Here is a 25,094-nt window from a genome sequence, read left to right as displayed (position 1 = left end):
GGGGCTCAGCCGCTCTGCCCAAGCAGGATGGCGCCGATCAGGCCGGCATCATCCCCAAGGCCCGGGGTCGCGATGAGCCGGCTTGAAGGGGCGTGTTCAAGATAGCCGCCCATCTGTTTGTCGAAGGCTGCGCGGATGCGCGCGATCAAATGCGGGGCAAGCAGCAGGCCCCCGCCGAAGATGATCCGCTCTGGCCGGAAGGTGAGGGTCAGGGCGCGGGCGGCCTGGGCGAGATAGTCGGCCGCGATGTCCCAGACCGGGTGATCTGGCGCGAGGGCTTCAGGGTCGCCAGCCCGGGCGCGTATGGCCCGGGCGGAAGCGAGGCCTTCAAGGCAGTCTGGATGAAAGGGGCAGACGCTTTCGAATGTGTCGTCATCGCGGTGGCGGCGAAGGGCGATATGGCCGAATTCCGGGTGAGAGGGGCGCCCGAGAAAGCCGCCATTCGCGTACAGACCGGCGCCGATACCGGTGCCGACCGTGACATAGGCCGCAGATGCGCAGCCCCGCGCGGCGCCTTTCCTCATCTCCGCCAGCAGGGCGCCGTTCACATCGGTGTCGACCGTGACGGGCAGGCCGAGGGTTTCGCTGAAGCGAGCCCGCAAATTCGTGCCCGACCAGTCCGGTTTGGCCGAGCCGGTGATTGTCCCGTAGCTCTCTGACTGAGGGTCCACATCGATCGGCCCGAAACTGGCGATGCCAAAAGATTTGAGTGTGGCGTTGGCGGCGGCCGCCATGACCCAGTCGAGGCAGACAGAAATCGTTTCATCCGGCGTGCTGACAGGGATGCGGCGCGTCTCGATGAGCGCGCCTGTCCTGTCGGCCAGCCCGCATTTGAAAGTGGTGCCGCCTGCATCGATCCCGCCATGGAGCTTGTGCGCTGTCATACGGTTTGAGACCTTTCGCCCTATCAGACCTGCCAGACTAGGCAGGACGCCGGGCAATGGATAGGTCTTGCGGCGATCAAGGAGAATTGCCCGATGAGTTATGATGACCGCCAGAAAGCCGAAGAGATCGGCGCGCGTGTTGAAGCTTTTGTCCGCGATGTGGTGGCGCCCTATGAGCGCGATCCGCGACTCGAAAACCACGGCCCAAGCGAAGACCTGGTCAAGGAGCTCCGGGACAAAGCGCGCGCCGCGGGTGTGATGACGCCGCACATTCTGGACGACGGCAGTCATCTTTCCCAACGTGGAACGGCCTATGTGCTGCAGAAGACGGGCCTGTCACCGCTTGGACCGGTCGCGTGCAATACCGGCGCGCCGGATGAGGGGAACATGTTCCTGCTGGGCAAGGTGGCCACGCCGGAACAGCATGAGCGCTTCCTGAAGCCGCTGGTCTCCGGGGAGGCGCGCTCGGCCTTCTTCATGACCGAACCGGCCGCTGATGGTGGGGCAGGTTCTGACCCCTCGATGATGAAGACCACCGCCAGGCAGGACGGCAATCACTGGGTCATCAATGGCCGCAAGACCTTCATCACCGGCGCTGAGGGTGCGAAGGTCGGCATCGTGATGGCGAAATCGGATGAGGGGGCGTGCATGTTCCTCGTCGACCTGCCGAATGAAGCGATCCGGATTGAGCGTGTGCTCGACACGATCGACAGTTCCATGCCGGGCGGCCATTCGGAAGTGGTTATCGATAATCTGCGCGTGCCCGCCTCAGACATGCTGGGCAATCCGGGAGAGGGCTTCCGCTATGCCCAGATCCGGCTTGCACCGGCGCGTCTTTCACACTGCATGCGTTGGCACGGCGTGGCGACACGGGCGCAGGAAATCGCGACCGAATATGCGTGCAAGCGTCAGGCCTTCGGCAAGCTGCTGGTCGATCATGAAGGCGTCGGCTTCATGCTGGCAGAGAACAAGATCGACCTGCAGCAATCTGCGCTGATGATCGACTGGTGCGCCGATGCGCTGGACCGCGGCGAGGACGGAAACGTTGAAAGCTCCATGGCGAAGGTCGCGGTTTCAGAAGCGCTGTTCCGGGTGGCTGACCGGTGTGTCCAGGTGATGGGTGGCATGGGCGTCAGCCGGGACACGATCGTCGAGCAGCTGTTCCGCGAGGTCCGCGCTTTCCGCATCTATGATGGGCCGACAGAAGTGCACAAATGGTCACTGGCGAAAAAGATCAAGAAGGCCGAGCTGCAGCGAACCGGGGCCAAATAGACCGGCCCTGAAGGGCCAATAAAGAGAAAAGTTCCCTGCTTTCCCGCTTTTTGTCACAAGAACAGGAAGAGGAACGCTGGAAGCTGAGCGGCCGTTTATACGGCATGAAACGCTCAAAGAGGGAGGCGAAAATTGAAAGATTTTTCGCCTCTGAAAGAAAAAGACTGGTGCGCCGCAAGATCAAGGGGCGCGGGATCCGCGACAAGGCGGTCCTGCGCGCCATGAAAGCGGTGCCTCGTGAGCGTTTCGTGCCGGAGAATCTGCGTGAGTTTGCCTATGATGATGCGCCGCTTCCCATTGGTGAGGGGCAGACGATTTCCCAGCCCTACATCGTGGCCCTGATGATCCAGGCGGCCGCCCTGACCGCGCGCTCGCGCGTGCTGGAAGTGGGGGCCGGTTCTGGCTATTGCGTCGCCATCATGGCGCGGATTGCAGAGAAGGTGTTTGCGGTGGAGCGCAATGAGACGCTGGCCGCTGAGCTTGGGCCAAGACTGGCCGGACTTGGCTGTCAGAATGTCGAGATTTTCGCGGGCGACGGCTCGGCGGGCTGGCCTGAAGAGGCTCCGTTTGACGCGATCATCGTGTCGGCCGTGGCGCCCCATATTGCCGATCCGCTCTTGCAGCAGCTGGCCCCGGGCGGCCGGCTTGTCATCCCGGTGAGCCGGGACGATGGCGAGCAAAGGCTTTTGCGCGTCACACGCCATGGCGAGGAGCGCTTTGAGGAAGAGGATCTGGGCGGCGTCAAATTCGTTCCGCTCATCGGCGAAGAGGCATTTGCCCCCTCGACATGACGCGGCGTGTCAGTGGGCGAGCCCATAGACCTCGACCGCGCGGTTCAGAAGAGCCGTGTCGTCAATGTCGTTGGGGTGGAAACCCTTGCGGAAGAATTTCCAGTAATGGCTCCAGTTCCCGCGAACAAAACCGCCGCGCGCAAATAGAAAGCGGAAGGCCTGGCCGAGTGTGCGCCAGAAGGGCGGCTTATCCCGCCGGTACATGTGCACCAGACTGCGCAACTGGTAGCGCACCAGAAATTCCCAGCTCATGAGGATCATGGCCTTGCGCAGCATGCCTTGTGTACCGCCGGCCGCCTTGTAGACGTCGAAGGCCACCGACTTGTGCTCGATCTCCTCCACCGCATGCCAGCGCCAGACCTGGGCGACTTCCGGGGAGGCGTTCCTGATCCAGCCATCCTGCCTGAGTAACTGGCCTGCGATGGTCGCGGTCAGGTGTTCATAGGCAACCGTCGTCGCCAGCCAGAACAGGGGGTCCATATCCTTTAGCGTCTTGGCGTCGCCGCGAATGGCGCCTTCAAGATAGTCGAGATCATAGCCCTTCAGCTGACAGAGCAATTCGTTGAAACGCTGATGCTCACGGCGGTGGACATATTCCTGTGCCATGAATCCGCGCACCGCGTCGCGCAGCTCTTCGTCACTGACACATTTTTCGTGCGCCTTGACGCTGTCGATAAAGGACTTCTCCCCATAGGGAAAAAGGATCGACATCGAGTTGAAGAAGGCGGTCTGGAACCAGTCATCGCCGTTCCATTCAGCGGCGAGTTCTGAACCAAGCTCAAATCTGAGGTCACGGGGTTTGATGGGGGTCATGTGGATCAGTCCGAGAGTGTGGCCAGGATTGCGAGTTTCTCGACCGGCGGGAGAGGTCCGGCCTCCTTCACGACCTTGAACGCCTCGTCGGCTATTTCGAGCGTCTGGTCGATATCGGCGTCGGTCAGGGCGGCGCAGATGAACATGTTGTGCCAGGGATGGAAGTAGACGCCGCGTTTGATCAGGGCCTGGTTCCACGCATAGCCTTTGGAAAAGCCGGGATCGTCCGCGAACATGATCAGCGGCAGCTCTGCAGGGCCGCTCTGGCGCAGGGCGAAGCCGTGACGGTCCGCTGCTTCGTCCAGCCCGGTGCGAAGACGCTGGCCGAGCGCCTGGGTGCGTTCGAGATAGTCGGTCTCACGGATGAGTTTCATCGTTTCGATGGCCGCCGCCATTGGCGCGGCCGAGAACCAGTAGGAGCCTGTGGCATAGATATGGGCGGCCGCTTCGCGCGCCTTGTCAGAGCCAAGAAGCGCCGAAAGGGGGTGGCCATTGGCAATCGCCTTGCCCCAGCTGGAAAGGTCCGGTTCGATACCGACGCGTGCCCAGCTGCAGTCACGGGCGAGCCTGAAGCCGGCGCGGACATCGTCCACGATCAGCAGGGCGCCGGTCTCGTCGCAAAGCTCGCGGGCACGGCGCGCATAGTCCGGTGCCGGGTCTTCCTGATCGACGAATGTGTCGTGCTTGATCGGCGAGGCGAAGATGGCGGCGAGGTCGTCGCCGGCTTCCTTGACCGCCGCTTCCAGGCTTTCGACGTCATTATAGGTGTAGAAGACCTGGTTGGCGCGGTCGCTGGGCGTGGTGCCGTTCTTCAGCGGCGTACACCAGGGCGCAGCGCCGTGATAGGCGCCTTTTGCCAGGACGATTGTCTTTTTCCGGGTATGCTGGCGGGCGATCATCAGCGCCATGGTCGTGGCGTCTGTGCCATTCTTGCAGAACATCGCCCAGTCTGCGTGCGTGACCATGCGCGTCATCTCTTCGGCGAGCGTCACCATGAGACCGGACGGGCCAGTCATCGTGTCGCCCTTCTTCATCTGCGCGATATAGGCGGCATCAATGCCCTCGTGCCCATAGCCGAACAGGTTCGGGCCGTAGGCGCACATATAGTCAGTATATTTGTTGCCGTCTGCGTCCCACAGATGCGCGCCGGACGCCCGCTCGAAGAATTGCGGATAATCGTCGGGTAGCAGCCGCACCGACTGGTGCCCGTACATGCCACCGGGAATGACGGCTTCTGCCCGTTCGCGAAGCGCCTTGTCTTCAGAATTGGTCCACATCTTCCCCTCGCTGTACGGCTAAATAAGATAGCTTTGACTACCATACTTGACGTAGATATATGCGCAAGATGGAATCTGGGAGAAAAGCGGATGAAACTCGATCTTCTGTGTGTCGGCCTGACGACGCTGGATGTTGTGGGGCGGCCAATCACGGAAATCCCGCCGAATGAGGAAGGGCGCCTGATCGAGCAGATCGCATGCGCCCCGGCCGGCACGGCCGCAGGGGCGGCCTGCGTCGCAGCCCGGCTTGGCGTGCGCACCGGTGTGGCCGGGGCCATCGGCAGCGATCTTACGGGCAAGTTCGTCCGGTTCGCGCTTGAGGATGGCGGCGTGGATACAAGCCTTCTGACGACGCTTGAGGGGTATCCGACTTCCACAACGATCCTGCCCATCGATGAGCAGGGGCGCCGCCCGACGCTGCATGCGCCGGGCGCCGGGTCCGTGCCGCCTCTGAGTGATGAGCTGATGCATGCAGCAACCTCGGTGCGATGCCTACACTATGGCGGTATCGGGGCACCGACCCTGGATGGCGGGCCGGGCGAGTCGCTTCTGAAAGCGGCGAAATCGGCCGGCGTTGAGGTGGTGTGTGATCTGATCGCGCCGGGCCCCACGGCAGCTGAGGAGCTTGCCCGTCTGCTGCCTTATGTCGCCTGGTTCCTGCCGAGCGCCGAGGAGGCACGGCTGCTGACCGGTGAAGAGGATCTTCAGGCAGCCGCAGACGCCTTCCTTGCGATGGGCGCGAAGAATTGCGTCATCAAGGATGGGGGGCGCGGCGCTGTGCTGGCGGCGGGCGAATTGCGCGGACGGCTGCCAGCCTTCAGGATCGAGGTCGTGGACACGACGACCTGCGGCGACTCATTCTGTGCGGGGTTCGTTGCCGCGCACCTTAAAGGCGCGAGCGATTTCGATGCGCTGAGGTTTGCCGCTGCGACCGCGGCCATGGTCGCGCAGGGGCTTGCGACCTATGGCAAGCTGGAAAGCTATGAACAGGTGGAGCGGGCCATGAAGACGCTGCCTCTTGCGGAGACCGGAGCATGATAGACGAACAGGAAGCCAAACTGCGCGAGCAGATTGTCGAGGTGATGGCGGCGATGGATGCGCGCGGCCTCAACCGCGGCACATCGGGCAATGTTTCGGCGCGCCTGGGGGAGGGCGCGCTGGTGACGCCGACCGGCATTCCGCCATCTGCCCTTAAGCCGGAGCATATTGTGAAGCTCTCCGCCGATGGCAGCTATGACCCGGCGGGCATGAAGCCCTCCAGCGAGTGGCTGATGCATCTGAAACTGTTGCAGCTTCGCCCGGATGCCAACGCTGTCGTTCACTGTCATTCGCGTCATGCCACCATCCTCGCCTGCGCCAACATGCCCATACCGGCTGTGCACTATATGGTCGCCGTGAGTGGCGGGTCCTCCGTGCCGGTCGCGCCCTATGCCACATTCGGGTCTGCCGAGCTGGCGGAGGTGGTCTGCGAGGCGCTGGCGGGTCAGTATGCGACCCTGATGGCCAATCACGGGCAGATCGTTGCCGCGCCCAGCCTGCGGGCGGCCTTGCTGATTGCCGAAGAGGTCGAGGAGCAGGCCGCCATCTACTGGGGCACGCTGGCGATAGGCGGCCCGACCCTGCTTGGCGGTGATGAAATGGCGCGCATCGCTGAGCAATTTCGCTCCTATGGGCAAAAGAAGAAAAGTTGAGCTCCGGTGCGGCGTCGCTGTGCTTGCTCATATAGTAATGATCGCTATCATTGCTTTGTGACCAAGATCGGAGTTCCGCATGCTCGCCTGCTATACAGACCGCCTCAGCCTCAGACCCGGTGAGAGCTTCGCGCTCCATATCAGCGTGGAGAACGGCCCCTGCCGGCTGGAGATTGCACGTGTCGGCCTGAACCGTGAAACCGTGCTGACAATGGAAGATATTGAGGCGGGCCATCATCCGGTGCCGCCGCATGCCGACCGGGACGGATGCGGCTGGCCAGCGGCGCTGGAAGTGACCGCGGGCGAGGACTGGCGGTCTGGCTATTACGATATCCTGCTGACCGACGCAGCAGGAGAGCAGACCCACCATTTCGTCTGTATCAAACCGAAGGCCGGTACGACCGGCTCGAAGGCCGTCCTGGTTCTCGCGACGAACACCTATCAGTCCTATAACTGGTGGGGCGGCGCGAACGCCTATTCCAATGTGACCGGGCTGATGAGTGGCAAGGTTCCGTTCGATGAGGCGATGGATCAGGCGATCGGTGTGCTTTCGACCCAGCGGCCTTTTATCCAGATGATCGTCGCCGCGCCGGAAGGCGCCCCGCGCCTGATCAATATGCGCAAGCGGGACTTCAGGGAAAAGCCATGGGCGGCGGACCCCGAATGGATGCGTCACCACCAGATCTCGCCCTATGATGGCTCGGCCGGCTTTATGAACAAATGGGAGCACGCCTTCGCGGCCTGGACGGAGGCGGAAGGCTATGTCTTCGACTATGTGACCGATTACGATCTCGACACCGATCCGGACCTTCTTTCGGCCTATAGCTCGGCCTTCTTTGTCGGCCATTCGGAATACTGGTCAGGCGATGAACGTGCGCAGGTGGAGCAATTTGTCGACAATGGCGGCCATGCCGCGATCCTGTCGGGCAATACGTGTTTCTGGAAGGTCCGCTGGGAAAATGATGGCAAGACCTATGTCTGCCACAAGTGGAAAGGGTTCACGGCGGAGGATGCCGGGCCTGAGAAGGCAACGCATCTCTGGTCTCACCCGGCTTTCGGCGCGCCGGAGGCTGAACTGACCGGGCTGAGCTTCAATTTCGGGGGCTATCACCGGCTTGGCATGTGCGTCTCGCGCGGCTCTTCCGGCTTCACGGTCTATAATGACAAGCACTGGGCCCTGAACGGGACCGACCTGTTCTATGGGGACCAGCTGGGCGCCGATGTGCCGCTCATCGGCTATGAAAGTGACGGGTGCCGGTTCGAGTTCGGTGAGGATGGTCTGCCGAAAGCCATCACCACTGGCGGCGTTCCGGAGAATCTCGAGATCATTGCCATTGCGCCTGCCACGCTCGGCGAGGATCCGGAAAGCGGCTATGCCCCGATGATCCCGCCGGAGAAGCTGGATGTGATTGCCGACTGCATCTATGGCGATGGCTCCCCTGCCATGCAGCAGCGCCTGCTCCGCGGGCATGCGGTGCTGGCGAGCTTCAAGCGCGGCGAAGGCGAGGTGTTCAACACCGGCACGACAGAATGGGCGCATGGACTGGTCGCGAAAGACCCGTTCGTTGAGACCATTACCCGCAATGTGATGGAGCGGTTCGATGTCACGAAGTCGGAAGCTGTGAGCGCTTCAGCCGCAAAATAGGCGGCGGGCGCTGCTCTAGATGTTGAAAGGCGCGGGAGGGACTTCCCGCGCCTTTCTTATGGTCCTAAGTTATCGCGAGGAACGGCGGATCAGTCCGGCACGGGCTCCTTGCCACCGCCCTTGACGAAAAGAAGCAGGATGAAGCCTGCTGCAAAGAGGAGTGTCACGGGGACAAAGCCGGCCTGCTGGGAATGAAAGACGCTGGTGAAAATACCGACGAACATCGGTCCGAGCCAGCTGGTCGAATTGCCGGCAAGGGCAGCAAGGCCGAAGAAGGCGCCCATCTGGCTGGCCGGGGCAAGCCGGGTCAGCAAGGTGCGGCTGGAGGACCAGGCCGCGATCTGGAACACGAATCCCAGAAAGCCGAAGAAGACGAAAACCAGTTCCGGCAGGGTGGTGAACATCGGACCGTCCCAGACCGCTTGCGGATCGGCGACGGTCATGAAGAGGATCTTGGTTGGCGAGGCGCCGATAATCCCGATCAGGCCCACCACGGATCCCGCGATCTCTATCTGGAAGGCGATCTTGGGGCCGAATGTTTCGTCCAGCCAGCCGGCGAGGACGCCGCCGATCAGGCCGGCCACGCAGCCGAGCAGGCCATAGATCAGCATCTGTGTGCCATCCCACCCCATGACGCCTGCCGCATAGACCCCGCAGAGGATCAGCAGGACGCCGCCGGCATCCTGTGCCAGCGTGCGGGCCAGAAGATAGATCATCGCGTCGGAATTCTGCTTCCAGTTCCGGATCAGCCAGAAAAGGGAGCCGACGCCGGCACGGACCGAAGCTGTGCTGGCCTTTGAGCCCGAATGCGGCGCGTCCTTGCTGAAGAGGAAGAGGGGGACGGCGCATATGGCAAAGTTGACGGCGACAAGGACCGGCACCATCCGGTCCGGCTCGAATGCTTCCTTGGAGAGGCCGAACAAGGGCTGGTCTGGCAACATCAGCGCGAAGAGGATGAAGAGAAGAAGAGCGATCGAGGTGACATTGCCGAGGGAGAGCGCCATGCCTGAGGCCATGGGCTGCATGCGTGGCTTTGCCGCCGATGTCAGCATGGAGGAGAAGAGGACCTCGCCGCATGACAGCAGGATGGAGATCAGGCCCAGGATTGCGACGACGACCCAGGGGGACAGGATGGCCCGCCGGGCGCGGCGAACCAGAGGCTCATGATCAACGGAATAAGCAGAAGGGTCAGCAGGCCCAGCCATGGCTTGCGTGGCCCGATTGTGTCGACCGTGGCGCCGAGGACCGGCGCCACGATTGCAACCGTCAGACCGGAAATCATGCCCATCTGGGCAATCATGGCCTGCCCCTTCACCCCGTCCCCGACCACCGTGGTCGCGAAATAGGGGGCGAAAAGAAAGCCGTTGACGAGACCGATATAGGGGTCCCGCCCGGCCTGATAGGTGGCCCAGGACCAGGCCGAAAGGTCCAGCTTCCTGGAGCCGGCGATGGCTTCAGAAGGGCTGGACGGTTCCGGCTGGCCTGCGGACATGATCGCCACTGGACTAGTACCGGTAGCGCAGGAACACGCCGACACTGCGCGGCCGCGAATAGGTCAGCAGGTCGACCCCGAGGCTGTCGATCGGGTTGGCAGAGGTCAGATAGGCCTCATCGGTCAGGTTACGGCCCCACAGGCCCCCTTCGATATGCCCGTCCGGGGAAAGGACCGCTAGCTCTGCGCCAAGCAGCCAGAGTTCCGGATCGGACAGACGCTCGCGGTTGGTGCTGTCGAAATAGACCTTTGAGCGATAGGACGCATCAATGCTCGGCGTGATCTGGAAGCCGGAGTCGAGATCGAACGTATAGGACGCCCGGCTCGTCAGGCTGAATTCCGGCGATTGCGGCATCGTGTTTCCGGAATAATCGTCGCCCAGCGACTGGTAGTCGCCATATTCGGCATGCAGCCAGGCAAGGCCGAGTGACAGGTCGAGATTGGCAACCGGGCGGGCGACGAACTCAGCTTCGGCGCCGTACATTTCCGACGAGGCTGCATTGTCGAGCACCTGAACCGTCAGGCCGCCGCGTTCAACCGTCGAATAGGCCTGGATGTCCTGATAGTCGTAATAGAAGCCAGACAGGTTCATCCGCAGGCGGTTGCCGAGGAGGTCACTCTTCGAGCCAACTTCAAAGGCGTCGACTGTTTCGTTGTTGTAGGGCTCAATCTGTTCGGGGCTGTCGGCATTGCCGCCGAAGAAGCCGCCGGACTTGTAGCCGCGGCTATAGCTCGCGAAGATATTCGTCGTATCCGTCAGGTCGTATTTCAGGCCGAGCTTGCCAGACCAGTCGCTGAACGTCTTGTCGGCCTCATAGGTGAACAGGGTAATCGCCTGTTCTGCCACGGTCGAATAATCCATCGACTTTTCGTCCGCAGACCAGCGAAGTCCGGCCGTCAGGAAGAGGCGGGGCGCGATTTCATAATCGGCCTGGCCGAAGACGGCATAGGAGTCTGTCTTCTGCGTGTACGGATAGCCCAGGAAAATCACCGAATCGTCCGGGCTGGCGCCGGTCGGGTTCGACGGTGAGACGAATAGCGGACGCAGTTCGCGCAGAATGTCATAGGCGCTGTCGCTGGTCGTTTCGTCATTCATGTAATAGGCGCCAAGCACCCATTTCAGCTTGTCGCCATCTGATGCCAGGCGAAGCTCCTGCGAGAATTGCTTCTGATCGTTGAAGTAATAAGCCTCGATCATCTGGAGCGGGCTGGAATCGGTATTCTCGTGAGCCTTGCGCTCGACGTCCTGATAGGCCGTGATCGAGGTGAGGGTGAGACGGTCGCCGATCTCCCGGTCGACGGTGAGGGCGGCGCTCCAGAGCGAGACCTTGTCCTTGCCCTCGAAGTCTGCGGTGATGTGATACGGGTCTGGATCGGTGTCGGCAAAGCCGAGCGCGTCGGTGCACAGGCCGCTGCGGTAAAAGCCCGGCGCGCAAACGCCGTCAGGGCCCGCAGCCGCCGGGTCGGTCGGGAAAAGCTGACGCGATTTCGGCTGAACAACGCCGCCGAGATTGGTGAAGGTGTTCATTGTGAACAGCACGTCTGTCCGGTCGTCCGGCGTGTAGAGAAGCGAGCCGCGCATAGCGTAGCGCTCGGCATTGTTCACCTTGTTACCGGTGACGGTATTGGTGGAATAGCCTTCATCTTCTGCATACTGGCCGGCGAGGCGGAAGGCGAGCTTGTCACCGACCACCGGGCCGCCGACGCCGAACGTGGCTTCCAGAGCGTCGAAGCTGCCATACTCGACCGAGGCATAGCCCTCTGGGGTGAAGGTGGGCTTCTTGGCGATCACATTGATGGCGCCGCCCGTGGTGTTGCGGCCGTACAGGGTGCCTTGCGGGCCGCGAAGAACCTCGACACGGTCCAGGTCGTAAAAGGCGGCGAACTGGGCGAGCGGCGAGCCGATATAGACACCGTCCGCATAAAGACCGACACCGCTGGAAGAGGTCGGGTTGAAGTCATTCAGGCCAGCGCCGCGGATGAAGATCTTCGGGTTCGCGGCGGCATCAGCCGAGGCAATGCGCAGGCTGGGGACCAGATTGTCGAGCGAGGTGATGTTGTCGACGCGTTGTTTTTCCAGGGCTGCGGAGGAAAGCGCCGTAATGGAAATCGGCACATCCTGAACGTTTTCGGCGCGCTTCTGCGCGGTCACGACAATGCTCTCAAGGCGCGCCGTGGCATCTTCTTCCTGGGGCTGCGCATCCGTCTGCGCCGAAGCGGCGCCGGTCCACATGAGCGCGGCGGCGCCCGTTCCGATCAAGAGTTTTTTCATTGCGGTGTCCTTTCCTTCCATCCCAATCGGAAGAATGGATAGCGATCACTAGCACTTTTACAATAGTTATAATTATGGTTTTGGGATGTTTTTCTGCTGTGGATGCTCTATGTGCAACAAAGGCACGGAGACCGACAAAAAATGAGCACACAGAGTAAAGCGCGCTCGCGCAAGACGGTCGAAAAGCGCAAAGTGGCGACAGAGGCCAAGCAGCAACCGCAGCAGACGCGCGCGCAGGACACCTATGAACTGATACTCAAAACGACGGGCCAGCTTCTGGACGAGGTGGGGCTGGAGCGCCTGTCGACCAATCTGGTGTGCAAGCGGGCCGGGCTGACGCCGCCGGCCCTCTACCGCTATTTCCCGAATAAGTATGCCATCCTGCGCGAACTGGGCGACAGGCTGATGGCGCGGCAGGACGAGGCTGTCCTGCAATGGATCGACGAAGGCGGGCTTCAGTCGGCAAGCCATGAAGAGGCGGTTGCCAGCAATGTCCGCCTGCAGGAGCGGGTAAATGACATCACGCGCCAGTTTCCCGGCAACATCTTTGTGCTGCGGGCCCTGCGGGCAATTCCGCTCCTGCGTGAGGTGCGCATTGCCTCGCGGGACATGGTGGCCGAACGGATGGCGGATGCGATCGCCGCTACCGGGCACAAGGCATCACGCGAGCGCTTGCTGGAGGCGGCCTGCCTGACGACGGAATTGATGTATAGCGGGATGGAAATGGTCCTCGAAGAACCGTCACGCGACGGACATCGCATATGCGTCGATCTCGCCCGGATGATGGTGACCTATTACGACCAGCTTGAGAGCTGACGCAAAGCCGGCCCGGAGAGGCCGGGCGTTCAACCGGCCTGCCGTTCCAGTGTAACCGGCAGGTGCCTCATCTGGCACATCGCATGGTTGCCGATCCAGTCATCGATATCCCCGGCGGCCTGGATGCGTATCCCGGATTCGATCAAGCCTGCGAGCAGGCATTGCGCGGCCAGACTGGCGGCGAAACGGCCCGGACAGATATGAGCGCCCCCGCCAAAGGTTGTGGCGCCTTGCTGGGACCGGTCTGGATCAAAGCGGGCCGGTTCCGGGAAGGCCTCAGGGTCGCGATTGCCGGCGCCCCACATCATCAGGACATTCGTGCCTGCGGGAATGGTGAGCCCCGCATGTTCAATATCGGTGCGAACATATCGGTTGAGGCCGATAACAGGCGGCTCGATGCGCAGACACTCGGCCACCACTGCGGCGAGCCTTTCCGGCGGCGCATCCTGCAGGTCAGCCATGACGTCCGGGTGATCAAGGAGTGTGCGGACGGTATTGGCGACAGCAACGGCTGCGGTGTGGAAACCATCGAAGAGGTTGCCGGCGACGAACGCGCCTGCCGTCTCTGGGACATGGCCGCCATAGTCGAGGTCGTCGGGAATATCCACGCCTTCAAGATCCGTTGCGATTTCTTCGACGAAGGGACAGCCGCCGCGCTGCAGTGATCGCATGCTGGCTGTCTCAACGATAGCGCGGTAGGTTTTTGCAGCGGCGTCGGCGCGGCGGAACGCCTCTCCGCCTGGCTGGAGATACAGCATTGGCGTCATCTTGCGGGCATGGACCGCAGCTTCAAGCGCCTCTTCATCTGTCATGCCGAGCTGATTGCCCCAGAAGCGGCCGATCAGGGGCTCGGCGATGTCTTCCACAAGGTCTATGGTTTCGCCGACAGGCAGGTTTTGCAGAAGACCGGCCGCAATAGCCTGGGTGCCCTCACGCCTTGCGCCGACCGGCCTGGGGCCGACCTGTTTGAGCAGGATACGGCGGAGGACCGGATTCAGGGGCGCGTTGCTGCTGAAGAGCTGGTTCTGGATGAGATTGGCGATAGCATAGCCGACAGGTTCTTCGCTGTCGGGGCGGTCCTCCAGAAGACCGGGAAATAGCTGGTTCGGCGCGAGCGCGGACAGTTCCGGCATCGCGGCCGTGGCCCGAAGATCCGCTTGGCGGAAAATGACAAGCGTACCATCGTTGCTGCGCAGAAAGCGCGGACCGCCGGGCTGGAAAACCCTGTCGCAGAACTGGCGGAATGCGATCCGCCCGCCATCGAAGCCATAATCTTCCAGTGTCGCGAGCGTCTCTACGTTCAGGATTGGCGGTTGGTCGGCTGTGACGTCCTCCGGCATGTGCTCTGTCCCTCCGTGGGTGTCTGCCTTCCTTTGGAGAGGCGGCAAAATATCGGTCGCAATAAAGATAGCTATAGCTACCTTACGGGTCTTGTACAGCCCGGGTGCCGGGTTCTCCGTCCGCGGGAAGGGCCGGACCGGCGACACCCGCCGGAAAGTTATCGTTGTTTGTGAACAAGCAGCTTCAGGGTTTCACGCCTCTATCGTGACCGTTGGGTGGGTCTGATATCTGTCGACCGCATCCATATCGACCTCTACGCCCCAGCCGGGCCCATCCGGCAGATGGGCGTAGCCGTCCTCATAGGTGATGCGTTCTCTAAGAAGGTCATGCTCCAGCATTGTGTGGCCCTGAAGCTCGGTCGCATTCCGGATATTGCGGGCGCGGGCTGCATGCGTGTGCAGGATGACCGCGCTGCCAAGGCCCGAAGGCTGATTGTGCAGGCAGACATCGATGCCTCTGGCGGCAGCATAATCGATGGCCTTGAGCGCATGCGTCAGCCCGCCCGGACGTTCGGGATTGATGCCGAACGTTCTGACCGCCCCCATTTCGGCAAGGGTAATCATGTCGCGCAGGCCGAAGCAGCCTTCATGCGCCATGAGCGGCACGTCTGTGCGTGACTGGACCCAGGCCATGCCGGCAAAGTCGTCGGCTTTTACGGGCTGTTCGGCAAAATCGATACAATAGGGCTTGATGGCCTCAATGCATTCAAGCGCCTCATTGGGATTGTAGGCCTGGTTATAGTCGACGCGCAGGCCGGCATCCGGGCCGATCAGGTCCCGCACGGCGCTGACGATCTCGACATCGCGGCGCCGTCCGTCCCCAAGCTTGCAGCGGAAGGATTTGATCCCGCTTTCCATTCCGGCTTTCACAAGCTCGAGAATGGTATCGGTGGCGGTCAGCGGCAGCACCATGCTGAGCGGGATACGGTCTGTCTGTTGCCCGCCGCAAAGGTCGTGGACAGGCCGGCCGATGGAGCGCGCTGCGACATCGAACAGGGCGAGGTCCAGCAGGCCCTTTGCCATTTCATTGCGGGCGACATTGTTATCGAATTTCTGATGGATCAGCTCACGGTCAAAGGGCGACCGGCCAAGGACGAAGCGGCCAAGCTGGGTCTTGATCACTTCGGCCATGAGCGCCGGAGAGGTGGAGCTTTCGACAAGCCAGACATAGACATCGCCGAAACCGACCACGCCGTTCTCGGTGGTCATCCGGCAGACAAGGAAGTCCCCGCCGAGCCAGTGATCGTCGACATCCAGCCCCATTGCCACCTTGCCGGTGCCCCCCTGAAGGACCTGGCGCACACGTTCCTGGAAGGGCACGAAGACCGGAAAGAGCTCGATCCTGGTGATTGGGTCGTGGGCCTGTTTCATTGCGGGTACCTTTTTTCAGGAGAGAGGCTTTGAAGTCCGGCCAGCGCACGGTCGAAGACGTCGCGGGCGCGGGTGAGGACCGCGTCTTTCCAGGCTTTGTCATCTGGATAGAAGACGCGCAGGAGCCGCTGGCGGATGTCGCGGCCGCGCTCGCTTTCGACATCGCCGTGATGGGTGAGCCAGTTATCCTCGATCAGCATGCCGAGGACGGCTTTGGCCGGCTCTGTGCCGTATTCCAGGGTCATGGGGATGACCCATGTCCGGGCGCCCAGATGGTTTTCCATCCCCGCATTCATGTAGCCGCCGAGGATGGTATCCGAGGCGCTGTGCGGGCGCGGGGTCACGAACATGTCGCCGAACCATTCAGCCGTCAGTGCCTTATGGGGCTCTTCATCGTCTGCCGCCATCATCAGGAGGCCGAGGCCGGACGGGCCGAGACCGGTGTGCACATCTATCTGAACCACGATGGCCGCATGGGAGAGATAACTGTCCCAGATCTTTTCCATCGTCCGGCGCGACCAGGCAGGTTCCCGTCCGCCAAACTGGATGCCATCGGGAAACTCATACTGGCCGCCGGTCACCGCTTTCATGAAATCGAGCGCTTCCATGGAGGCGCGCAATTCCTCGACCCTGGCAATAATCGTGTCTGCGCCCTCGGGCGGCAGTTCATCCGGGTTCAGGAGGTCGTAGAGCTCGCGGTATTTTTCATTCTGAGGCAGGCCCGCATCGAAATCGATGAAGTTGCGGTTGAGGTCCACATTGTTCTCGTTCACGCGGCGCAGGTGCGAGAAGCCATAAGGGTTCACCGCATGGATGAGCAGGATAGCCGTATCCTCTGCAAGTGGGGGCGCATCCTCAATGAACTGACACTGGGCGGCTGAGCCGCAAAACCCCTCCACCCCGTGGATGCCGCTGGAAATGGTCAGCACACGGGTGGCATCCTTTGGACCTTTCCAGAAGACGTCCGTGTAGACCGGCTCACCGTCACGGCCCGAAACGGGGTGCTTAAACGCCTCATGCGTCCAGTCGCCCGCCGCAGCGGTCTTCTGCAGGATGAGCTTCCTTGCGGTTCTGTAGTCCGGTGAAAAACAGGATGTCATTTTCCGGTATCTCCGTAGGGGGCGGGAGGGGGCGTTCCGACTTCAGCGACTGACGAACTCACCGCGGATTATTGTCTCCCGGACTTTCAGCCCGGCGATTTCCTGCGGGGATACAGAGAGCGGATCGGCGTTGAGGATGACGAGGTCGGCCTGCTTGCCGTGTTCAAGCGTCCCCTTGAGGTCTTCCTCGAACTGCAGCCAGGCGGCGTTACGTGTGTACATGGCGAGGGCATCCTCAATCGAGATGCCCTGCTCGGGGTGGAAACCGCCGCGATTGACGGCAAAATCGAGGGCGGCGACGACATCGGTCGACTCGATGGGCGCGTCCGATGAGCCAGCCACGACAATGCCGGCGTCAATGAAATCGCGGAAAGGGTAGGCTTGGGCGGCGCGGGCTTCGCCGAGCCGCCGGGGCAGCCAGTCGCTTTCCGAGCGGATAAAGAGGGGCTGTGTGCAGATGCTGAGCCCGGCTTTGGCGATCCGCGCGACGAGGTCTTTCGAGGCGATCGAGGCATGTTCGATCCGGTGGCGGTGACCGGGGCGCGGATGTGCGTCGAGAAGCCGCTCGAACAGGCGCACACAGTTTTCGATGCCTTTGTCGCCAATGGCGTGGATGCAGACCTGATAGCCAGCGAGATGCGCCGCTTCCATACGCGCATAGATCTCGTCATCCGAGAGCGTCATATAGCCATGCGAGCAGGTCTTGTCGGCATAGGGTTCGGTCATGCAGGCGGTGCAGGAGCCGAAAGTGCCGTCTGCAAAGATCTTGAAGGCGCGCGTAACCGTATGCTGGTCCGGATCGTTGAGCGGCGACTCGATAGCCGACTTTATGCCTTCCATCGTCTTGCCGATGATGATCGCATAGACCGATTGCGGGATAAGGCCGCGAAGCTGAGGGAAGAGCAGCGCTTCCATTCTGCTGGAGGCACCGCCGGGGCCTTCCTCGTCACTCTGAAGCATGGCCCCGATCGAGGTGATGCCGGCCTCTGCGAGCTGGTCGAAGACCCCCTGGCTGGCGGCGAGCATGCGTTCGGGGCGAGGCGAGGGAAAATGCTGCATCGGCAGGCCGATGGCTTTTTCCTCAAAGATGCCGTTCAGGCTGCCATCCTGATAGCGCCCGATCACGCCGCCATAGGGTGCCTCCACGCTCTCTTCTATCCCAGCGGCATCGAGGGCCTTTGTGTTGACGATCACGCTGTGGCCATCGCGCGAATAGATGAGCACCGCTTTCCCGGGAAACATCCCGTCGAGTTCGCGGCGGGTCAGTTGTTCACCGGCGGGCAGGGATTTGGCTTCGAACTGCACGCCCATCAGCCATTCTTCCTCAGACAGGTCAGCGAGTTTCGAGGTGAGACGGACCTTTACCTCTGCCAGGTCCCTGGCATGCTCCAGATCGGCATTCATCGCGAAGAAAATCATCGGCATCGGGTGCAGGTGCGGGTCGATGAAACCCGGCAGGAGCGCCTGGCCCTCAAGGTCGTGCTCTGTGAGGTTCACGCCGTGCCGGTGCGCCCAGTCGAGCGCTTCCTGACGGGGGCCGGTAAAGGCAATGCGTCCTTCATGCGTCACCAGGCTTTCAGGCGAGGTTTCGCCCTTCGCCATCGTCACAATCGGACCATTGAAAAAGAGATAGGCGGTCACGTTCTGGCCCTCCTGTCATTTCACGTCTTCGGCGCGCCACGAGGGGAAGATGTCAGGACGCTTCCGAAAAGTCTATAGTAAAAACTATATTCAGCAAAAAGTCGGGGCGGGCAGGAACGAACGGCGCGTAAATGCGAGGCATGGAAGCGAAGTGCGGGCTTTGCTCAGACGGATGTGCCGGGGAGGGCGGCTGATGAGCGGGAGGCCGTTTCCGGCGCTCTGCTCTAGAAGAATCCATAGACGCTGGTGAGGGCGTCGGCTGTATGATTCAGGACATCATCTTCATGCCTGAAACCGGTCTCGAAGAGCATTTCGATGGCAGCATAACGCAGCTCGATGCCGAGACGGGCCCGCACAAGCGTGCCCTCGAAATCATCGGTCAGGCCCTGCTCGACCATATACCGTGCCAGAAGCTGGGCCATCTCCTCATGCGATTTGAGGCGGACATCGATCAGTTCGGGAATGGCGCGAAGCGACACCAGCAGGGCGTAGCCACCCCTGAAATTCTGCGTCATCCGGTAGGATTGCCTGACCGATGTAAGACAGGCGGCGCGCAACTCTGCCTCGGTCGAGATGGTGAGGCCCGTATCGCGTTTCAGGACTTCGTTCTGCGCATCCATCATGCGCGTGCCAAGCTCGCGCAGGACGACATGCTTGTTTTCAAAATAATGATAGAAGGTCGGCGGTGTGACGCCCGCGCGTTCGACAATGGCATTTGAGTTGAGCGCCTGCAGGCCCGCTTCGGCAAGAATATCCTGCGCAGCTTTCAGCAAACGCTCACGGGTCGGGAGTTTTTTCTGTTTGCTGGCATCGCTCATGGGCTGGCCTCTACTACGCCTTGGCCGGACGGAACATGCGCGGGCCGGCAGGCCGGGAACTGGAATGTGAAGGCGGTAAAGGGTTTGGACTGAACTCACAATCTTCCGATGAGGTGCGATTTCACCGTACAAACCGACCGCAGACTGTACACATCCTTTCCGAACAGGCACAGCACACCCGGTATAAAGCTCTCGCAAGCCATTTCGTATGACAATGACCCTGGATTACACATTCTCCGTTGCACCCATGATGGACTGGACAGACCGGCATTGCCGGATGTTCCATCGGGCCCTGTCGGACAAGGCGCTGCTGTGGACCGAGATGGTGACGGCGGACGCGGTCATTCATGGGGACCGGGAGCGGCTGATCGGGTTCAGTGAGCAAGAGCATCCTGTCGTGCTGCAGCTTGGCGGGTCCGACCCGGCAAAACTCGCCGAGGCGAGCCGGATCGCAGAGGCGTTTGGCTATGATGAGGTGAACATCAATTGCGGCTGCCCGTCGGACCGGGTGCAGTCCGGCCGGTTCGGGGCCTGCCTGATGCAGGAGCCTTCGACAGTAGCCGCCTGTGTCGCCGCGATGCGCGCAGCGGTGTCCATTCCGGTAACTGTCAAATGCCGTGTTGCCGTCGATGAGGACCCACCGCGCGAGACGCTGTTCGGCTTTGTCGATGAGGTCGCCGATGCGGGTTGCGAGGTTTTTACCGTGCATGCGCGCAAGGCCTGGCTGTCGGGCCTCAGCCCGAAGGAAAACCGGGACATCCCGCCGCTGGACTATGGTCTGGTTGCAGACCTCAAGGCCGAGCGCCCGGACCTCACCATACTTCTCAATGGCGGCATCAAGACGATGGGCGAGGCCGGCGAACACCTGAAGACATTTGACGGCGTCATGTTGGGTCGGGCCGCCTATCAGACGCCTGCCTGCCTGCTGGCGGCGGACCGGCTGATCGAGACTGGGACTGGCGAGGACGCGTTCGACATGGAAAGCGCGCTCGCGGCATTGGAACGTTACCGCCCCTATATGACCGCCCGTCTGGAGGAGGGTGTGAAGCTATCTTCCATGACGCGTCATATGCTGGGCCTCTTTGCCGGCCAGCCGGGCGCGCGGGCCTGGCGCCGGACACTTTCTGAAAAAGCGGTCCGCGAGGGCGCCGGTCTTGAGGTGCTGGATGAAGCGCTCTCTCACCTCCAGCTGGAAAGCGTCACCGCCTGATGGAGAGTTTTCTCGCGGAATATGGCGTTCTCATCATTTCGCTGGTCGCCGCCGGGATCGCAGCCGGGCTGGCTGCGGGCCTTTTTGGTATTGGCGGCGGCGCCGTCATCGTACCGGTTCTCTATTTCCTGTTCGTCGGCCTTGGCTATGAAGAGACGGCCATGCATGTCGCCGTGGCGACATCGCTCGCGACGATCATCCTGACCTCCATACGGTCTGTCATGGCGCATAATGGACGCGGGGCGGTCGACTGGGCTGTCCTGAAAGGGTGGGCGCCGTGGATCGTGATCGGGGCCTGCCTCGGTCAGCTGGTGGCCGGGTTCGTTTCCAAGGATGCGCTGACGCTCACTTTTGGCGGGCTGCTGCTCATCCTCGCCTTACAGCTCTATTTCGGACGCCCGACCTGGAAGCTCGCTGAAGATCTGCCGGGCGGGGCGCCGCGCGCAGGTCTCGGCACGGCGCTGGGCGCGCTGTCGGCCATCATGGGGATTGGCGGGGGTACGTTCGGGGTCAGCCTCATGACGATTTGCGGGCGTCCGATCCATCAGGCTGTCGGCACGGCCGCGGGCTTTGGTGTGGCAATCGGCCTGCCGGGCGCGATCGTCGCGATCCTCAACGGGCTTGGGCGCGACGGGCTGCCGCCATTTTCGCTCGGCCATGTGAACCTGCCGGCCTTTGCGCTGATATCGGTCTGTACCGTGACCATGGCGCCGTTCGGCGCCGCCCTTGCGCACAAGCTGGATGCGGGCCTGCTGCGCAAGCTGTTCGGCGTTCTGCTCGTGCTCGTGTCGGCACGGATGATCTGGAAGACTATTGCCGGATGATCAGCCGGTCGCTGCGAAACTCATAGGAATAAAGCTCACGCAGGAAGCTCATGCCCAGAAGCGACTGGGAGAGGACATCCTGCATGACGACGCCGCGCACATCGCGGGCTTCGACCTCACCGATCCGGATGGACTCGATGACGACATCGGCGCCATAGGTAATGCCGCCCGCCGTGCGGATCTCGATGTCATAGGTCAGCGTATGCGGGCGAAGGCCCATTTTCTGGGCGTCATCCTGTGTCAGGGCGACGGTGCTGGCGCCCGTATCGACCATGAAGTCGACGCTGGCCTTGCGGTTGACGAGGGCGCGCGCCCAGTAATGCCCGTCGGATTTTATCAGCATGACAGCGGTCTTGCGCATCTCGTTCGCATCGCCGGTGTCTTCGGTATCCATGACGTTCACGGCTTCCTCGCGGGGGGCGCCGGCGTCCCGGGCGGCCTCAAGCCTTGGATTGAGGACGAGCATCACCGCGGCCGCAATTGCGCCCGCGCAGAGCATCAGCGTCAGGAAACGGTTATTCATCGAAAGGCCTGCTCCTTCAGCCCAGCTTGCCGAGAGATTTCAGCCGGTCCATGCGGGCATCGAGCTCGGCCATCACGCTTTCGCGCTCGTCTGGCGTGAATGTCGACCATCCACCGATCTCGCGCAATGTCCGCCCGCAGCCAAGGCAGAGACCCGTCTGGCCATCGACGGCGCAGACTTTCGTGCAGGGGGTCTTTATCGGTGGGGTGGCAGGTGATGTCATGGGACCTGTTCTTCAGCAGCAGTTGCTCTATGTCAAAAATTCACGAAAGTATCGTTGACTTAAAAGACCGGATCAGGCGGTTGTCCGCCCGAATGACGGCGAGGAATGTAGAGTGAACGACGCGGCTGAATCTTCGACACCTTTTGACGATGTGCGCGAACTCGCGATGCGCGACATCGAACCCGACGCGGCCTGCAGCAAGAAAGTGCATGAGGCGCTTCTGGGTATGGGGCGCCAGGGCGACTTCGGCAAGCTCGGCCAGGCGGCCGAGTGGCTGGCCGGCTGGCAGCGGCGCTACCCTCCGCGTATCGAGAATGCGACTCTTGCCATTTTCGCGGGCTCCCACGGGGTGACATCGGCCGGCGGAACAGTGTCGCTATCGTCTGATGAGAATACCCGCGGGCGGGTTGAGGACCTTCGGGCCGGCAAGGCGCCGCTTTCTGCCATTGCCGCGGCCAACCAGACCAATATCCGTGTGTTCGAGCTCGCTATTGAAAAGCCGACCGCCGACTTTACCGATGGTGCGGCCATGAGCGAGCGCGAATGCGCCGCAACGATTGCCTATGGATTCGAGGCGCTTGAGGGCAAACCAGACCTTCTGGCCCTTGGTGTGGTTGGCGCGGGCATCGGCACGGCGGCTGCCGCTGTGGCCTGCGCGCTTTATGGCGGTACGCCTGACTATTGGGTGCGGCCCGGCCCCTCCACGCCGAAAGATATCAGCGCCGCCCGGGTCGAGGCGGTCAATGCCGGTCTCGCACGTCACCGCGGCCGGCTGGAGGATCCGCTTGAGGCCCTTCGCTGTCTGGGCGGGCGCGAGCTTGCCGCCTGCGTCGGCGCGATCCTGGCGGCCCGCATCCAGTCGGTCCCTGTCGTTCTGGACGGGTTCGCCACAACGATTGCGGCAGGCGTTGCGCATGCGCTCAATCCGCACGCGGTCGAGCATCTTCTGGCCGCCCATGTGACACGCCGCCCGGCCCACCAGGCTGCGCTCGACCGGCTGGACCTGCCGCCGCTTCTGCCACTGGAATTCAATACAGGGGGCGGAATGGGCTCCGTGACGGCTGTTGGTCTGCTGCGGACAGCCTGCGCGCCGTTTCTTGGCGCCCCCGCCGCCAGCGACAGCTGATCTTCCAGACCTAACAGGTGCGACAGGCTGACGTTGACGTTCGCGTCAACTTGCTTTCGCTGCGGTAGAGAGGCAGAAGACCTCCAGACAAAGCATAATGAGGAGCGCGCCCATGAATCTCGAATTCACGCCTGAAGAAGTGGCCTTCCGTAAGGAAGTCCGCGAATTCATCGAAAAGAACTATCCAGAACGCCTGCGCGGCGTTGGCGCGCGTGAGGATCTCGGCAAGGACGACATGCTCGCCTGGCACCAGATCCTTGGTGAGAAGGGCTGGTCCGTTCCGGCATGGCCGGAAAAATACGGCGGCACCGGCTGGACCCCGACCCAGAAGTATATCTGGTCGGAAGAGAACGCGCGCATGGACACGATCATGCCGCTGCCGTTCGGCGTCTCCATGGTCGGCCCCGTGATCTACACCTTTGGCTCCGAGGAAATGAAAGCCAAGCACCTGCCGGGCATCCGTGACGGGTCAGTCTGGTGGTGTCAGGGCTATTCAGAGCCGGGTGCAGGCTCCGACCTTGCCTCGCTCAAGACGACGGCTGTCCGCGACGGCGACCATTATGTCATCAACGGCCAGAAGACCTGGACGACGCTGGCCCAGCACGCCGACTGGGGCTTCTTCCTCTGCCGCACCGATCCGAACGCATCCAAGCCGCAGGAAGGCATTTCCTTCATCCTGGCTGACATGCGCACGCCGGGCATCGAAGTTAAGCCCATCAAGACCATCGATGGCGGCCATGAGGTCAACGAGACCTGGCTGACCGATGTGCGCGTGCCGGTCGAAAACCTCGTCGGCAAGGAAAATGAAGGCTGGACCTACGCCAAATTCCTGCTGGCGCATGAGCGGTCCGGCATTGCTGGCGTCGCCCGCTCCAAGCGCGGCGTCGAGAAACTGCGCCAGATTGCCTCGACCGAGCTTCTGGAAGGCAAGCCGCTGATCAAGGACGATGACTTCCTGCGCAAGATCTCGCAGCTTGAGATTGACCTGACGGCGCTTGAGTTCACAGAACTGCGCACGCTGGCGGGCGAAGCACAGGGCAAGGGCCCCGGTCCGGAAAGCTCTATCCTCAAGGTGAAGGGCACCGAGATCCAGCAGCGCCTGACGGAGCTGACGCTGGAAGCCGTTGGCCAGTATGGTCATCCGTATTTCCGCGGCTTTCCGGAAGACGGCTCCAACGAGTTCCCGATCGGTCCGGACTATGCCCACCAGGCAGCGCCGACCTATTTCAACATGCGCAAGACCTCGATCTATGGCGGGTCCAACGAGATCCAGCGCAACATCATCACCAAGATGATCCTCGGGCTCTAGACCCGTGACCCGGGTCGCAACTGTACTCGCAGGGCTTATTCTTGGCGCCCCGGCCCTTGCGGCTGGGGCGCAGGATATGCTCGAGCCGGCGCCGGGCGTGACCCTGTCCTGGACGAGCCATTATGACGATTACAGTTCCGGCTTTCGTGAAGTGATCGTTGCCGCTGGTGACGACTGGGCGATCTATCAGAGCCTTTTCGACGATGATCCGGCGCATGAGGTGGGAGCTGACGACTATTACATCGTCTTCTCCGGTATCGACTATCGCGCCTGCGTGGAGGCTGAGTTGCCGGACGAGGCCGAGCGGGAAGCCCTCGCCGCGCTCGCACTTGGAGAGCGGCAGGTGCTTGAGGACAGCTCGATTCAAGGAAATCCAGCTGTTCGCGCCGGGGAAGAGGTCGACTTTTTCCTGATGGGTGAAACTGTCACCGCGCGCGAGATCGTGATCGATGTCGCAGAGGATGACGAAGACAATACAGACCAGACAATCACCGTACTGGGCGCCCACCCCTATACGGCCAAGATCGACTGGGGCGACGGCACCATTGATCGCCTCATGTTGATCGCCGAGGCCGAGACGGTGCCAGACATGCCGCCCGCAGAGCTGCTTGGCGATTGCGCGGCGTTTTTGAACAAGACAGAACAGTAGGAATTCC

Annotated in this window: 24 protein-coding genes; 11 read left to right on the top strand and 13 right to left on the bottom strand. The window is 61.8% G+C overall.

The genetic code is table 11. The features are described 5' to 3' along the window. Window positions 1-5 precede the first annotated feature (5 nt). A complete protein-coding gene (locus ABNU55_RS09615; RefSeq protein ID WP_290751531.1) occupies window positions 6-884 on the bottom strand; it encodes an ROK family protein in 879 nt (292 codons plus the stop codon). A 93-nt stretch (window positions 885-977) separates the two neighbouring features. Here ABNU55_RS09615 and ABNU55_RS09610 point away from each other — a divergent pair, with 93 nt between their 5' ends. After that, window positions 978-2,156 carry an acyl-CoA dehydrogenase family protein gene (locus ABNU55_RS09610; protein ID WP_290751533.1) on the top strand — a complete coding sequence of 393 codons (1,179 nt, stop codon included), beginning with the start codon at window positions 978-980 and terminating at the stop codon, window positions 2,154-2,156. Between the two features lie 104 nt (window positions 2,157-2,260). Further along, window positions 2,261-2,947: a protein-L-isoaspartate(D-aspartate) O-methyltransferase gene (locus ABNU55_RS09605; protein WP_290751536.1), complete on the top strand. Its 687-nt coding sequence runs from the start codon at window positions 2,261-2,263 to the stop codon at window positions 2,945-2,947. Between the two features lie 9 nt (window positions 2,948-2,956). Here ABNU55_RS09605 and ABNU55_RS09600 read toward each other — a convergent pair whose 3' ends face one another. Together ABNU55_RS09600 and ABNU55_RS09595 are read right to left on the bottom strand one after the other, a co-directional pair. Continuing rightward, entirely contained in the window at window positions 2,957-3,760 is an 804-nt protein-coding gene (locus ABNU55_RS09600; RefSeq protein WP_290751539.1) for a metal-dependent hydrolase, read from the bottom strand. 5 nt (window positions 3,761-3,765) lie between these two features. Continuing rightward, a complete protein-coding gene (locus ABNU55_RS09595; protein ID WP_290751542.1) occupies window positions 3,766-5,037 on the bottom strand; it encodes an aminotransferase class III-fold pyridoxal phosphate-dependent enzyme in 1,272 nt (423 codons plus the stop codon). Window positions 5,038-5,127: 90 nt separating this feature from the next. Here ABNU55_RS09595 and ABNU55_RS09590 point away from each other — a divergent pair, with 90 nt between their 5' ends. From ABNU55_RS09590 to ABNU55_RS09580, 3 genes are all read left to right on the top strand, one after another. Next, window positions 5,128-6,075: a PfkB family carbohydrate kinase gene (locus tag ABNU55_RS09590; RefSeq protein WP_290751544.1), complete on the top strand. Its 948-nt coding sequence runs from the start codon at window positions 5,128-5,130 to the stop codon at window positions 6,073-6,075. After that, complete coding sequence (locus tag ABNU55_RS09585) at window positions 6,072-6,728, top strand: class II aldolase/adducin family protein (RefSeq protein ID WP_290751547.1); 657 nt, start codon at window positions 6,072-6,074, stop codon at window positions 6,726-6,728. Before ABNU55_RS09590 ends, ABNU55_RS09585 begins: the two co-directional genes overlap by 4 nt. A 79-nt stretch (window positions 6,729-6,807) precedes the next feature. Beyond that, window positions 6,808-8,373, top strand: coding sequence for a N,N-dimethylformamidase beta subunit family domain-containing protein (locus tag ABNU55_RS09580; protein ID WP_290751549.1), 1,566 nt, complete (start codon window positions 6,808-6,810; stop codon window positions 8,371-8,373). Between the two features lie 89 nt (window positions 8,374-8,462). Here ABNU55_RS09580 and ABNU55_RS09575 read toward each other — a convergent pair whose 3' ends face one another. From ABNU55_RS09575 to ABNU55_RS09565, 3 genes are read right to left on the bottom strand one after another with little or no spacing between them, the layout of a single operon-like run. Beyond that, window positions 8,463-9,578 (bottom strand): MFS transporter, encoded by a 1,116-nt coding sequence (locus ABNU55_RS09575; RefSeq protein WP_290751552.1) that lies wholly within the window; start codon window positions 9,576-9,578, stop codon window positions 8,463-8,465. Continuing rightward, the gene (locus ABNU55_RS09570; RefSeq protein ID WP_290751554.1) at window positions 9,467-9,865 is read right to left on the bottom strand and encodes a hypothetical protein; all 399 of its coding nucleotides are present in this window, start codon (window positions 9,863-9,865) and stop codon (window positions 9,467-9,469) included. Before ABNU55_RS09570 ends, ABNU55_RS09575 begins: the two co-directional genes overlap by 112 nt. 13 nt (window positions 9,866-9,878) lie before the next feature. Then, window positions 9,879-12,137 carry a TonB-dependent receptor gene (locus tag ABNU55_RS09565; protein WP_290751557.1) on the bottom strand — a complete coding sequence of 753 codons (2,259 nt, stop codon included), beginning with the start codon at window positions 12,135-12,137 and terminating at the stop codon, window positions 9,879-9,881. A 141-nt stretch (window positions 12,138-12,278) separates the two neighbouring features. Between ABNU55_RS09565 and ABNU55_RS09560 the strand changes: the two genes are divergently transcribed. After that, complete coding sequence (locus ABNU55_RS09560; RefSeq protein ID WP_290751559.1) at window positions 12,279-12,953, top strand: TetR/AcrR family transcriptional regulator; 675 nt, start codon at window positions 12,279-12,281, stop codon at window positions 12,951-12,953. A gap of 29 nt (window positions 12,954-12,982) precedes the next feature. Here ABNU55_RS09560 and ABNU55_RS09555 read toward each other — a convergent pair whose 3' ends face one another. From ABNU55_RS09555 to ABNU55_RS09535, 5 genes are all read right to left on the bottom strand, one after another. After that, window positions 12,983-14,293, bottom strand: coding sequence for a cytochrome P450 (locus tag ABNU55_RS09555; RefSeq protein WP_290751562.1), 1,311 nt, complete (start codon window positions 14,291-14,293; stop codon window positions 12,983-12,985). A gap of 192 nt (window positions 14,294-14,485) precedes the next feature. Then, window positions 14,486-15,664: a mandelate racemase/muconate lactonizing enzyme family protein gene (locus tag ABNU55_RS09550; protein ID WP_290751564.1), complete on the bottom strand. Its 1,179-nt coding sequence runs from the start codon at window positions 15,662-15,664 to the stop codon at window positions 14,486-14,488. Further along, a complete protein-coding gene (locus tag ABNU55_RS09545) occupies window positions 15,661-16,764 on the bottom strand; it encodes a DUF2817 domain-containing protein (RefSeq protein WP_290751566.1) in 1,104 nt (367 codons plus the stop codon). Before ABNU55_RS09545 ends, ABNU55_RS09550 begins: the two co-directional genes overlap by 4 nt. A gap of 42 nt (window positions 16,765-16,806) precedes the next feature. Further along, entirely contained in the window at window positions 16,807-18,405 is a 1,599-nt protein-coding gene (locus ABNU55_RS09540) for an amidohydrolase (RefSeq protein ID WP_290751569.1), read from the bottom strand. Window positions 18,406-18,629: 224 nt separating this feature from the next. After that, window positions 18,630-19,223, bottom strand: a complete 594-nt coding sequence (locus tag ABNU55_RS09535; protein WP_290751572.1) for a TetR/AcrR family transcriptional regulator — start codon at window positions 19,221-19,223, stop codon at window positions 18,630-18,632. A gap of 208 nt (window positions 19,224-19,431) precedes the next feature. Here ABNU55_RS09535 and dusA point away from each other — a divergent pair, with 208 nt between their 5' ends. Then, the gene (gene dusA, locus ABNU55_RS09530) at window positions 19,432-20,433 is read left to right on the top strand and encodes a tRNA dihydrouridine(20/20a) synthase DusA (RefSeq protein WP_348764334.1); all 1,002 of its coding nucleotides are present in this window, start codon (window positions 19,432-19,434) and stop codon (window positions 20,431-20,433) included. Then, window positions 20,433-21,257, top strand: coding sequence for a sulfite exporter TauE/SafE family protein (locus ABNU55_RS09525; protein WP_290754880.1), 825 nt, complete (start codon window positions 20,433-20,435; stop codon window positions 21,255-21,257). The genes dusA and ABNU55_RS09525 overlap by 1 nt, the downstream gene beginning before the upstream one ends. Here the strand turns inward: ABNU55_RS09525 and ABNU55_RS09520 are convergent. Then, window positions 21,244-21,780, bottom strand: a complete 537-nt coding sequence (locus tag ABNU55_RS09520) for a TIGR02281 family clan AA aspartic protease (protein ID WP_290754881.1) — start codon at window positions 21,778-21,780, stop codon at window positions 21,244-21,246. The two genes, ABNU55_RS09525 and ABNU55_RS09520, sit on opposite strands and share 14 nt — an antisense overlap. Before the next feature lie 16 nt (window positions 21,781-21,796). Next, window positions 21,797-22,003 carry a DUF1289 domain-containing protein gene (locus ABNU55_RS09515; protein ID WP_290754882.1) on the bottom strand — a complete coding sequence of 69 codons (207 nt, stop codon included), beginning with the start codon at window positions 22,001-22,003 and terminating at the stop codon, window positions 21,797-21,799. Window positions 22,004-22,115: 112 nt separating this feature from the next. Here ABNU55_RS09515 and ABNU55_RS09510 point away from each other — a divergent pair, with 112 nt between their 5' ends. The 3 genes from ABNU55_RS09510 to ABNU55_RS09500 all read left to right on the top strand — a co-directional run bounded on the left by ABNU55_RS09510 (window position 22,116) and on the right by ABNU55_RS09500 (window position 25,087). After that, window positions 22,116-23,129, top strand: a complete 1,014-nt coding sequence (locus ABNU55_RS09510; protein WP_290754884.1) for a nicotinate-nucleotide--dimethylbenzimidazole phosphoribosyltransferase — start codon at window positions 22,116-22,118, stop codon at window positions 23,127-23,129. Between the two features lie 112 nt (window positions 23,130-23,241). Continuing rightward, a complete protein-coding gene (locus ABNU55_RS09505) occupies window positions 23,242-24,438 on the top strand; it encodes an acyl-CoA dehydrogenase family protein (RefSeq protein WP_290754885.1) in 1,197 nt (398 codons plus the stop codon). Between the two features lie 76 nt (window positions 24,439-24,514). Continuing rightward, complete coding sequence (locus tag ABNU55_RS09500; protein ID WP_290754887.1) at window positions 24,515-25,087, top strand: hypothetical protein; 573 nt, start codon at window positions 24,515-24,517, stop codon at window positions 25,085-25,087. The last annotated feature ends 7 nt before the right edge of the window (window positions 25,088-25,094 follow it).

The organism is uncultured Henriciella sp., assembly GCF_964005855.1.
GTDB lineage: Bacteria > Pseudomonadota > Alphaproteobacteria > Caulobacterales > Hyphomonadaceae > Henriciella.
This window is presented reverse-complemented; position numbering and strand designations above follow the sequence as displayed.